This is a genomic window from Rhizobium sp. BK181 (assembly GCF_014193305.1).
Taxonomy (GTDB): domain Bacteria; phylum Pseudomonadota; class Alphaproteobacteria; order Rhizobiales; family Rhizobiaceae; genus Rhizobium.
The window spans coordinates 17,851-28,650 of sequence record NZ_JACHZA010000033.1; the positions used below are offsets into that span (position 1 = coordinate 17,851).

The following is a 10,800-nucleotide window of genomic DNA, read 5'->3' on the forward strand; positions in this document are numbered from 1 at the left end:
TGCGGGCCGTCCCTCAGCAACGGAACTTCCAATTGTCGCAGGGGTAGGCGTGCATGAGAAGCACAGACTGAGAAACTGCGTTATGTCGCGGTCGTCGTCAGAGGTGGCTCGGTTTGTCTGAACAGATTGCAGCGTTTCGCTAAGTGGATTTCCGCCTCGACTATGCCGCCACCATCATCGGTGTCAGCGCGTTGAAGTTAGCCTGATCCGGCGTCTGCCGGTCAAGGGATGAGGTGGACGTCGGGTATTGGAAAAAAGTCAGATAGCGGCCGATGCCAGTGCGGGCCTCGGACACGGTCTTATAGGCATGGAGATAGACCTCCTCGTATTTAATCGAGCGCCAAAGCCGCTCAACGAAGACGTTGTCCCGCCAAGCGCCCTTGCCTTTGGGATCGCCTGGGCGATTGCATTGGCCTATGTCGTTGTCGCCAATTTGGGTTTGGTCTGATGCCGATACGTAGTGACCCCAGGATCAAAACCGCTCTGAGCGGTGTTGATTTGCTGGGGATGAGGCCCCAGAAGAAAAACTGGGGCCTCAAGCACGTCCGACCTATTGGCTGCCGCTCTTGTCCTTGCCAGTACCGGGCGCCGCCATTTTTGCATGCTGTGAGGCGAGCATACCCGCGGGCGTGACGTTAGCAACCGCGGCCTGAAATTTATTTTTCCATCCCGAAACCACGTCACCGTCACCATTCATCATTGCATCGAAGCCGGCCCGGGCAACATCAGATGCGTCGTCCTTTTCGGCCTGTCCCACCTCGGTGTCGAGCATATCGGCCCGCTCGAAGAAACGGGTTTCCGTCGCTCCCGGCATAAGGCAGGTCACCGTAATGCCGGTGTCTTTAAGCTCCTCGCGCAAGGCGAAGGAAAACGAATTGATGAAAGCCTTCGTACCGTTATAGACAGCCTGGTAGCTTCCAGGCATAAAGCCGGCGATGGAGCCAGTCAGAAGTATGCGACCGACACCGCGTGAGCGCATCTGGCGAGCAATCTGCTGCACAAGGTATGTTGTACCGAGAATGTTGGTATCGATCACGCGCCGGACTTGGGTAAAGTCCTGGTCAAGAAAACCCTTTCCAAGTCCCCTACCAGCATTCGCCAGCAGAAGGTCAACCGACCGCCCGTCTGCTACGACGGCTTCGACAAGGCGATCGACGCCTTCCATTGTCGCAAGATCGGTTTCGATGGCCTCTACAGCGGTCCCCAGATCACTGAGATGCATGCCAATGTCATCTATTTCAGGCTCGTCTGCTGCTATAATGAGGTCATAGCCCTTTGATGCGGCGATCTGAGCAAGCTCGAGACCGATTCCGCTCGAGGCTCCTGTGACCACGGCAAGCCCTTTGGCTTGCCCGTCGTGTGTGCGTTCCATTTCGCTTTTCCTTTCGAGTCAAGGCCTCATTACAACTTTGATGCACCCGTCCTGCTTGTCACGGAACGTCTTGTAGAGGTCCGGACCTTCTTCAAGCGTTGCACGATGTGTAATGATGAAGGATGGGTCGATTTCGCCAGATTGGATCCGTTCCATCAGCAACGGTAGGTAATGCTGGACTGGAGTCTGGGCCATTCGAAATGTCAGCCCGCGATTGATGGCGGAACCCATTGGAATCTTGTCCAGGAAGCCACCGTAGACGCCCACGATGGAGACGATACCGAAATTTCGGCAACAGTGGATCGCCTGGCGCAAGACGTGTGGCCGATCGGTGCCCATGAAGGTCGCCACCTTGATACGGTCAAGCCGGGAATCCCAACTTGCCGACGCGTCTGCTTCAGTTCCAACGGCATCGATGCAGGCGTCTGCACCGCGGCCGGCTGTCAACTCCATGATCTTGTCGTAGATATCCTCATCCATGAAATCGAGCGTGATTGCGCCGGACGCCGCGGCAAGAGCCAATCGTTCCGCAACGGTATCGATGGCAATGACGCGTTCCGCTCCAAGAATGAATGCAGATCTGATTGCCATCAGACCTACGGGCCCACAGCCCCAGATCGCAATGGTATCGCCTGCCTGAATGTTGCAGAAATCCGCGGCCATGTAACCGGTCGGAAGAATATCGGAAAGAAACAATACCTGTTCGTCAGTCAGGCCTTCGGGAACCTTTATTGGGCCGACATCGGCATATGGAACGCGAAGATACTCCGCCTGGCCGCCACTGTAACCGCCGAGCAAATGGGTATAACCGAAGAGCCCAGCGGGCGAATTGCCCCACATTTTCCGCACCTTGGAGGGGTCTGGATTTGAACGCTCGCATCCAGAAAAAAAGCCACGCTTGCAGAAGAAGCATTCTCCGCAGGAAATCGTAAAGGGAACGACGACACGATCGCCGACTTTCAATTTCTTGTTTTCCTTGCCGACCTCGACGACTTCGCCCATTGTCTCATGTCCCATCACATCACCACTGTGCATGTCGGGCATTACACCGTTGTAGAGATGCAGATCCGAACCACAAATTGCACAGGCCGTAACCTTGATGATTGCGTCGCGACCGTCCTCAATCGTCGGGTCCGGCACGCTTTCACAGCGGATATCGTGCTTGCCGTGCCAGGTGAGCGCTTTCATGGTCGATCCTTTCCAGCCAAAGATGAGCGAACTAAACCTCGACCTTCGACACTTGTTCCCATCTTCATGGGTAGCCCGAGGGTGCGCAGATACCTTTCGCATCCGAAAAGGTCGCGCGTTTCAGGATCATGGGACAGCTAGTTCGAATGGCTGGATACAGCCGGAGAAAAATGCCTGTCTGCGAGGATGCAATCTAGTTGGCTCCGGCGATGGCAGTTTTCAATTGGTTTTGGCCATCGGTTTGCGCAGCAAAGCCGTGCGTTTGTTGGGCCGCGACGATGGATCTTCCGTGCACACGGACCGCGTCCCTCGACCAGACCAACGAAGTGACGGGCAGTGCCCATCGCGCAATGGACGAAGAAGTTCTATGGCCTGCGGGTGGAACAACCTTCCAAGCTTGGGGTTGTGAAGCGGTCAGACACTAAACAATATGGAGATTCCAATGAAAAAGGTTCTTGCTGTCGCGCTTCTTTCCCTCGGCATGGCGACATCTGTTTATGCCCAGTCCAATCCAGTGCCGAACAATATGGCGGGTGACAAGACCATGGGCGAAGATGCGGGCGGCGGCGCAAACGGTGACGTACAGACGCAGACCGGAACCAACATGCCGGCGGTCGTTGATCCCAAAGCCACCAACAGCACGACTGGCGGCAATACCAATGCAACCGGTACGGTCGACAGAACGCGCTGCCCAGCACAACCGGCTCCTGGCTCCGTCGCGACGCAAGGCGGCAATGGCGGCGCTTCGGTGAGCGAAGCATGCCCCGACAATCAGCAATAGCGAGAGAATATTGAAAAGGCCGGCGAAACCGGCCTTTTCCTCGTGAACCCGGGATCCGACGGCACGGCGATGGAGACGAATGATGGCGCTGACAGCAATCTCCCTCAATGCAACTTTGAAAAGAAGCGGCGGCGATCCGTCCTCAACAGACAGGATGCTAACTTTGATCACCGAGGCGTTGGATCGAGAAGGCGTGAAAAGCGAGACATTACGACTGGCGGACTTCAACATTCTCCCTGGCGTTACCTCAGATGAAGGGGCTAGTGACGAATGGCCTGATATAAGAGCCAAGATTCTTGCCGCAGACATGTTGGTCCTTGGAACACCTATTTGGCTGGGACAGCCTTCAAGCGTCGCGAAACGTGTGCTGGAACGAATGGATGCGTTTCTCGAGGAGGTTGATGACGCTGGTCGAATGGTCTCGTATGGCCGCGTCGCAGCTGTTGCTGTCGTCGGAAACGAAGATGGCGCACATCACGTTTCGGCGGAACTTTTCCAAGCCCTTAACGACATCGGCTTTACGATCCCGGCAAATGCGGTCAGCTACTGGGTCGGCGAGGCCATGGGCAGCGTGAACTTCGTGGATCTGGCCAAAGTCCCGGCGGCAGTCACGAAGATGGTCGAAACGCTTGCCCGCAATAGCGTTCATGTTGCGAACCTCCTTCGGCGAGAACAATATCCGGGGCAGCGGTGAGGCGTGCTCGATGAGACCTCCGCGGCAGAACGCGTTCATTTTCGGGGACGCGAAAGCACCGACATCCGACGGGCGACGTTCCTCGGGGTATGGAGCGATAGCAGCACGTGGCCGTCAGCTGATGAACGATAGTCCGCATCTCCCCTCCACGGTTCGTCGCCATGGACGCCCCTGATCATCCTGAGGGCGTAAAGGACCATAGTAAATTCCAGCGGTGCTTTTGGTTCGTCCAGCGATGCGCGTGGATCGGTTTTGCCGCAATCCTGGTTGCATGTCTTCTTGGTTTGTTTGGCCGGGGGGGCCTCTTCGCCGAAAGAACCGTAACGGTCCGAGGTGGAATCATGGAGGTGCCTGCTATCTCACGCTGGCACGCGCCGGAGACAATAAAAATCACATTTGATGCATCTGCAGATGTAAGGACATTCCTAGTCGATGAGGGCTTTCATCGGACGTTTTCCCTCGAGACTATCGATCCACGACCGTCGGAGACCGTCGTTGTGGGTGGCCGGACTGGCTATCGATTTCCCGCCGATCCGCGTGCCAAGCTTGCGGTGATGTTGAGGCTTCAAACGCAACGACCCTGGCTTCGGAAGTACCATATCGGCATCGGGACCGAGGTGGTCAATCAGTCAGTGTTCGTTTTTCCGTAAGGGGAAGAGATGGACTCCGTCATTCGCGGACTTGCGATCTACTTTAGCCTACTCCTCATTATCAGGCTGTCTGGGCGTCGGACCTTGGCGCAGATGACTCCGTTTGACTTGGTGATTGTTCTCGTCATTTCCGAAACGACGCAACAAGCAATGCTTGCAGACGACTTTTCGGTCACCAACGCAATCATTCTCATCCTCACACTTTTCACGACCGATATTGCTCTGTCCTATGTAAAACGAGGGTGGACACGAGCTGCGCATGTCGTTGACGGTGTTCCGACAATACTTGTAAGCCACGGCGTCTACGACGACACCGCCTTGCGCGGCTGTCGGATGGGCCGGGATGACATCATGGAGGCGGCTCGAAGCCAGCAGGGGATTGAAACGATCGATGACATCAAATTCGCAATCCTCGAGGTCAGTGGAAACATCAGCATCATAAAAAAATGAGACTTGTACAGCCCGCGGGCAGTAGGCCCCTCAAGCAAATGCGGACTGAGGAACTTCTTCGCTCATTCTACGTTTGGGACAGCATTCTTCCAAGGAGCATCATCATGGCAAAGCGACCGAACACACCGATCCAGGGGACACGTCCCGATGGAGGAACGATGTCAACACCCGACGCCAGTAGCGATAAAAATGTTACCGATCGTATCCGCAGCCGCGCCTATGAGATCTGGGAATCCGAGGGCAGCCCGGACGATCGTCACGACGAACATTGGCTTCAGGCGGAACGTGAAATCCTTCACGGCCACGACCAACTGGACAGCGACGATGTGCCGAACCTAGATGCGCTACGCGAAGCGGCGCGCCAACACAGGGACGTCTTTATCGTCAAGAGCGATCTGGAAGACGCCGATGAACGCGAAGCCACGCCTGGTGTACGGGAGCAACCGTGACGGGAGTGACCGATTTTCCGACCTCTCCTTATTTTCCGGAATTGCAGGTTGTGCGTGAAGCGATCAACCTGCGCCGGCCGGATCGCCGATCGGAAGAAGTGCAGGATCAAGGGGTGGGTCGTTTGGGTTCTTGTTGTCCGCAGGATCCTGTGCGGGCGTGAGTGGCGGTTTTTCCTTCGTCCGGTCCGGGATGCCCGATTCTGGTTGAGGGCCGCGGGGTGTCTCTGCTGGATTGGGGACTGAAGTCGGCATCTCTGATCTCCTTGCCGTGATGAAACGACAGATAGATCGCTTTGTTCCGCAGCACGCCAGGTTCGTGTTTTCTGCCGTCGTCGGCCGTCCAAGGCAATTTACCTGTTTTCAGTAAAGGCAACTGAGCACTAATTTGCTTGCCACAATCGAACACTACACTGTTGCTCGATCTAATTTGCCAGTGAATGGAACAGCCCTCGTCTTCAACTGTTTTGCGTCGCACAGATGGAGAAACAACATGACAACAATGACGCTTCAGGAGTTATCGGAAAAACTACGGAAGATCGATTTCTGCATGATGACGACATATAGCGGCAACGTGCTTTCCAGTCGACCGATGAGCAACAATGGCGAGGTCGAATATGATGGCGATTCCTGGTTCTTCAGTTACGAGGCCACACGCAAGATCTACGATCTGAAAAGCAACCCCGCCTTGTCGCTTACGTTCACAGCGCCTCCTGGTCTTCTGGGAAAGCCCGGAATTTTTGTTTCCGTTGAGGGCAAAGCTGAACTCATCAGAGTTCGACAGAAGTTCGAGGCCCGGTGGACCGACGGGCTTAATCGTTGGTTTCCAGAGAAATTCAACACGCCGGGAATGGTGCTGGTCAAAGTTCACGCCGAGAAGATCCAGTACTGGGATGGTGAGGAGAACGGATCCATTTCAATGTGATTATAGTCCCCTCGCGACGGCATTCAGCTACCTGCTGCCCTACCCTAACCAGCCGGTCTCTATGTCGGTAAAAACCTGGCACGACCGAGTCGCCCTTCGCCAGGACAGGGCTTCAACCACCAGCGACTTGAAAAATTGCGGCTCTTTGCTACGGGCAACTTCTTCGACCACGGAACCAAAACTACAACTTCAGCGTTCATGGCAAGAGGCAGGAGATGGAGGAAGCCCCGTGTGTGATCGGTCAATTGGTTTGCTGATAGCCGTTGAAATCTGTGCATTGTTCTGGATCGCTGTGGCCATTCTGGTGTTCGGGACACATTAGACAACATCTAAACCTGGTTCGACAGTAGCAACACTCGAAGGGCGACTAGGTGGCACCTGACCGACCTCTTCGATAGTGGTAAGTAAGCGTTCATACTCGCGTTCTGAATGGGCTGGGGCGGCGAGCCGCGAGCATGATTGACCGGAACTCATGCGGAAGTCGTCACCATCCATTCTATAATCGCAAATTAGGAGCCAGCGGGCGAGCCGCTCGGCGACTCGATAGTTCACATTGGTAAGGGCAGTACAAGCCGTTTGTACGAGTGCGTATGGATCGCATCGCATGTTGCAGGACATGTCACACAGGCGGTCACGCTCTGGCGTCCAACCGAACGCGACCGAACCCGCTGGCCAGCAACAGTTCCAAAATCAGACAGACAGTGCCGGCAAACGGCGTACCGAGCGGAGCGAATGAGCGCCAGAACGTACTCCGGCAGCCAATTGAAATTGTACGTGGAAACACGGGTGTTTTGAAGGAATGACTAATTGGAAGCGCTTTTCTGCAAAGCAGCCAGGACAGCGGGAGCGGCTGCGGTTGTCAGCGCTGCAACAGGGAGGCGCCTCAGGAATCTTGCCCCGACTAAGGCTCCGATCATGGCACCAGCGAGTTTTGCCCATGGGTAATCCCCAAGCTGCGCGTGCGCTGCAGCGTCTGCCCACTCGGCTCGCGATTGCACAACCGTTGCGGCCCGTTCCACCACGACAGCGAGCCTGTTGCGGAGGGTTTCGATATCACGTCTAATCAAATCGATGTCATCACGTATCTGGGCGAACTTGACCCGCTCTCTCTCTTCTCTTCGCCCCGTCTTCTCTTCTCGGAAGAGGTCCGTATCTGCCGTCCGATGGCCAGCAATTACATTTTCGTTGGGACCCGATGTTGAGTCGGGAAAGACAGACTCCATGATTTCCTCGAGCTCCTCATCATCGATGCTTTCGGCGTCTGGGTATTCGCTCTTGATCATTTGGCTTCTCCTGAACTGGCTGGATCAGGAACGCGCGCCGCGGCGAAAAGATGCATGCGCCTCGTGCGGCTGACAGGAACATTTCGCCAACTTGAAGAGTTCAACAGCATCACTCAAAGAGGACACTGCAGATGCAACTTATCGATACGAGGGTCAGTGACGCAGGAACCGAGGTCATGGTGGAGTTCGTCGGCGAAGGTGGGGAAAGTGTTCTTGTCCGTATGAGCAATGAGGACCATCTCCTTGACGATCAGAATGCGATCGATCATGCCAAGGCAGTGATGGTGCAACTGACGGCGTTCGACGACAGCGGCGCTACCCGACCGGACGAGTCGAATAGCCGCCCTAGGCGAGATGACACGCTGGTGGATACCGAAAGCCTTCTGCCCAGTGATCTGTCGCACTGATCCAGATCGCCTGCCGGGCGTTTGACATCGGCCTGCTGCCATGCGTCGGCGAATGGCGAGAGTGTTGGGCGTAACGGCTCGTCGGTTCACGTTTGCCGGTGCGCAATGACCTGAGATCGGTTCGATCCGACAAGCACTCGCCCCAGTCTTCCGCCAGCGCTTCTACTACCGGTTGCTTCCGCTGGGCCACTTGGGCCAACTGGAACGATTATTGCATCGCCGCTAATATTTCCGAGCGATGAGGGCAATCGTTATGAGTCTGAACACACCGGATAAATTTCCCGCTGTAAGACTGCTCTTTGGTGGCGCACAAAGATACAAGCTGGTGCAGAACGTCGCAGATGCCGCAATGGTTCTGGTCGAGGATTGGCCCTGCGATGACGGGGAAGAATACATCAATGCGCTTGTTGTCTGCCTGAACGCCTACAAGCGCGCTGCGCCGGCCCTTGCAGCCAGGGAGGCCCTTCTCCGCGCTGCCGATGAAGTGCGCATTCCTCACCTTTCAATTGTCTGCTGATGACAACCGGGACAGCTGCCTCCCCGTCCTGTGTTTTCGAGGATTGCGTCGCGCGGAGCGGGGCAGCCGCGTCAGCCGCCATCTATAAGGGAACAAAGAGGAACTCCTGGCGTTCGGGACCTGCAAAACTGTTCCAACTTTGGAGGTATTGAAATGGGACGTGGTCTTCTCCTCTGGCTTCTTGGCATTCCACTGCCTATCGTCATTCTACTTGTTCTTTTCATGCGCTAGGAGTTCGAGATGTCTGTAGCGTATGAAAGAAAAGCTGACGTGATGCCGATCGAATCTTCGAAGTCCGGGATGTCCTGGGGGTCGATATTCGGAGGCGCGGTGGCAGCAACTGGTGTCACATTGATTCTGCTGCTTGTCGGTTCAGGTGTGGGGCTGACTATGGTTTCGCCCTGGTCGGGCGAAAGCAGTTCTGCTGCAACGGTTGGTGTGACTGCAGCAATCTGGCTGGTCGTTGTCCAATGGCTCTCTTCTGCTCTGGGCGGCTATCTGACCGGCCGGCTGCGGACCAAGTGGGCAGCAGCCCATACCGACGAAGTGTTCTTTCGTGACACAGCCCATGGTTTCCTGAGCTGGGCGGTCGCGACGGTGTTCGTGGCTGGCTTTCTCGCATCGTCATTAACCTCGCTGGCAAGTGCGGGAGCAAGTGCCGTCGGCACGATTGCAACCGGCGCTACAGTGGCAGGCGGCGCAGCTGCAGCATCGTCCTCGGGGCCTGATCTCGCGACCTCGTACTTCACTGACGCTCTTCTCCGACCCGAGCAACAGACGGCAGACCGCGCCGGTGAAACCAATGGTGCTGCGACGGCCGAGATTTCCCGCATCCTGTTGCAAGGCGCAAAGAATGGTTCGATCCCTGATCAGGACAAAACATATATCGCCTCCATCGTTGCCGCTCGCACCGGCTTGTCTGAAGCCGATGCCCGCGGCCGGGTCGACACGGTCCTGAAACAGATCGATGACGCCAAGACAGCAGCCCAAACGGCGGCTGACAAGGCAAGAAAGGCGTCTGCGACCACTGCCATGCTCGGCTCGCTGTCGCTATTGATCGGGGCCTTCATTGCGTCCGCCGCCGCTGCTCTGGGCGGCAGACAACGCGACGAGGAAGAGGACCTTGTTGCGATCGGTCGCAGCAAGATGTGACGATCAAAAAGAGCGCTTCGGGATAGGACGCGCTCTTCTTTCGCTCAAAGGGTTTGTCCCCATTGTAGTCGCGCCTGGACCGGGATCCCGCCTCCTCAGCCGGAGACGAAGGAGCGCGATATCAAAGGGCCTTGATGTTTTCAGCCGATGACTTGCCGGACCGACGGTCAGCGACGATGTCGTAGCTTACCTTCTGGCCTTCGCGCAGGCCATCCAGGCCGGACCGCTGCACAGCCGAGATGTGAACAAACGTATCGCCCGACCCATCGTCTGGCTGGATGAAGCCAAATCCCTTGTCCTGATTGAAGAATTTTACTGTTCCTGTCGGCATGTGCCACCTCCTGTGAACCCCTGCGATGCAAACCATAAACGGGCAGCAGGCAATGACAAGCCTTGGATGCGCAAATCTCGGAACGCAATGACCGTGATGCTGCATGGAACCGGAAGCATGACTGGCCACCGGCTTTCAAGATCTCGAGTCCGGCGCTGTGGTGGCCATTGTTCACGAACTTGAATCGATCAGCGCGGATCGATTCAAAACTCTCGTTGGACGAGGAGGCTGCCGGAAGCGAATCTGTCTCCATGCTTCAACAGCCCTATCACCTCTACATCGAGCGGAAGGACGCCAACCGGAACGTGGCGCGATTTTATGCGCTCGAGGTTTCCGCTAGTCTGTTTGGAGATGCCTGTCTGACGCGGCGATGGGGACGTATCGGCACGCGGGGCCAGGTCAGGATCGAACATTTCGCCCATGAACAGGCTGCGGTGGACACGTTTCTTCATCTGCTAAAGGAGAAGCGATCCCGAGGTTACAGGACGAGATCGCCAGCCGTTTGATGCGGGAGAGGCAGGCGGCTCACGCCGCCTGCCCTTCGTCGTTGTCGTCGAGGTCAGTGTCCTCCGGCTGCAGGTGGTGCAGGTAGGTGACGGCGCGC

The 10,800-nt window shown here is 56.2% G+C and carries 14 protein-coding genes and 1 pseudogene; 9 read left to right on the forward strand and 6 right to left on the reverse strand.

Going from position 1 to position 10,800, the window contains the following annotated elements; translation table 11 throughout:
• Positions 1 to 160 precede the first annotated feature (160 nt).
• The 3 genes and pseudogenes from FHT77_RS30660 to FHT77_RS30670 all read right to left on the reverse strand — a co-directional run.
• Positions 161 to 385, reverse strand: a pseudogene (locus FHT77_RS30660) (IS3 family transposase); the annotation flags it as partial.
• 165 nt (positions 386 to 550) lie between these two features.
• The gene (locus tag FHT77_RS30665) at positions 551 to 1,372 is read right to left on the reverse strand and encodes an SDR family NAD(P)-dependent oxidoreductase (protein WP_183759238.1); all 822 of its coding nucleotides are present in this window, start codon (positions 1,370 to 1,372) and stop codon (positions 551 to 553) included.
• Between the two features lie 18 nt (positions 1,373 to 1,390).
• Positions 1,391 to 2,560, reverse strand: a complete 1,170-nt coding sequence (locus FHT77_RS30670) for a zinc-dependent alcohol dehydrogenase (protein WP_183759239.1) — start codon at positions 2,558 to 2,560, stop codon at positions 1,391 to 1,393.
• A gap of 442 nt (positions 2,561 to 3,002) precedes the next feature.
• Here FHT77_RS30670 and FHT77_RS30675 point away from each other — a divergent pair, with 442 nt between their 5' ends.
• The 4 genes from FHT77_RS30675 to FHT77_RS30690 all read left to right on the forward strand — a co-directional run bounded on the left by FHT77_RS30675 (position 3,003) and on the right by FHT77_RS30690 (position 5,584).
• Complete coding sequence (locus FHT77_RS30675; protein WP_183759240.1) at positions 3,003 to 3,341, forward strand: hypothetical protein; 339 nt, start codon at positions 3,003 to 3,005, stop codon at positions 3,339 to 3,341.
• A gap of 82 nt (positions 3,342 to 3,423) precedes the next feature.
• The gene (locus FHT77_RS30680) at positions 3,424 to 4,035 is read left to right on the forward strand and encodes a flavodoxin family protein (protein ID WP_183759241.1); all 612 of its coding nucleotides are present in this window, start codon (positions 3,424 to 3,426) and stop codon (positions 4,033 to 4,035) included.
• A gap of 659 nt (positions 4,036 to 4,694) precedes the next feature.
• Positions 4,695 to 5,135 carry a DUF421 domain-containing protein gene (locus FHT77_RS30685; RefSeq protein WP_183759242.1) on the forward strand — a complete coding sequence of 147 codons (441 nt, stop codon included), beginning with the start codon at positions 4,695 to 4,697 and terminating at the stop codon, positions 5,133 to 5,135.
• Between the two features lie 104 nt (positions 5,136 to 5,239).
• Complete coding sequence (locus FHT77_RS30690) at positions 5,240 to 5,584, forward strand: DUF2934 domain-containing protein (protein ID WP_183759243.1); 345 nt, start codon at positions 5,240 to 5,242, stop codon at positions 5,582 to 5,584.
• Between the two features lie 63 nt (positions 5,585 to 5,647).
• Here the strand turns inward: FHT77_RS30690 and FHT77_RS30695 are convergent, their stop codons facing one another.
• Entirely contained in the window at positions 5,648 to 5,836 is a 189-nt protein-coding gene (locus tag FHT77_RS30695; RefSeq protein ID WP_183759244.1) for a hypothetical protein, read from the reverse strand.
• A gap of 238 nt (positions 5,837 to 6,074) precedes the next feature.
• On the opposite strand from FHT77_RS30695, the gene FHT77_RS30700 reads away from it, so the two are divergent.
• A complete protein-coding gene (locus FHT77_RS30700) occupies positions 6,075 to 6,506 on the forward strand; it encodes a pyridoxamine 5'-phosphate oxidase family protein (protein WP_183759245.1) in 432 nt (143 codons plus the stop codon).
• Between the two features lie 803 nt (positions 6,507 to 7,309).
• Here the strand turns inward: FHT77_RS30700 and FHT77_RS30705 are convergent.
• Positions 7,310 to 7,789, reverse strand: a complete 480-nt coding sequence (locus FHT77_RS30705; RefSeq protein WP_183759246.1) for a hypothetical protein — start codon at positions 7,787 to 7,789, stop codon at positions 7,310 to 7,312.
• Between the two features lie 131 nt (positions 7,790 to 7,920).
• Here FHT77_RS30705 and FHT77_RS30710 point away from each other — a divergent pair, with 131 nt between their 5' ends.
• The 3 genes from FHT77_RS30710 to FHT77_RS30720 all read left to right on the forward strand — a co-directional run bounded on the left by FHT77_RS30710 (position 7,921) and on the right by FHT77_RS30720 (position 9,865).
• Entirely contained in the window at positions 7,921 to 8,196 is a 276-nt protein-coding gene (locus tag FHT77_RS30710; RefSeq protein ID WP_183759247.1) for a hypothetical protein, read from the forward strand.
• A gap of 253 nt (positions 8,197 to 8,449) precedes the next feature.
• Entirely contained in the window at positions 8,450 to 8,713 is a 264-nt protein-coding gene (locus FHT77_RS30715; RefSeq protein ID WP_183759248.1) for a DUF982 domain-containing protein, read from the forward strand.
• 240 nt (positions 8,714 to 8,953) lie between these two features.
• Positions 8,954 to 9,865, forward strand: coding sequence for a hypothetical protein (locus FHT77_RS30720; RefSeq protein ID WP_183759249.1), 912 nt, complete (start codon positions 8,954 to 8,956; stop codon positions 9,863 to 9,865).
• Positions 9,866 to 9,986: 121 nt separating this feature from the next.
• On the opposite strand, the gene FHT77_RS30725 is transcribed toward FHT77_RS30720, so the two are convergent.
• Positions 9,987 to 10,196, reverse strand: coding sequence for a cold-shock protein (locus FHT77_RS30725; protein ID WP_183759250.1), 210 nt, complete (start codon positions 10,194 to 10,196; stop codon positions 9,987 to 9,989).
• 251 nt (positions 10,197 to 10,447) lie between these two features.
• Here FHT77_RS30725 and FHT77_RS30730 point away from each other — a divergent pair, with 251 nt between their 5' ends.
• Positions 10,448 to 10,702, forward strand: a complete 255-nt coding sequence (locus tag FHT77_RS30730; RefSeq protein WP_183759251.1) for a WGR domain-containing protein — start codon at positions 10,448 to 10,450, stop codon at positions 10,700 to 10,702.
• The last annotated feature ends 98 nt before the right edge of the window (positions 10,703 to 10,800 follow it).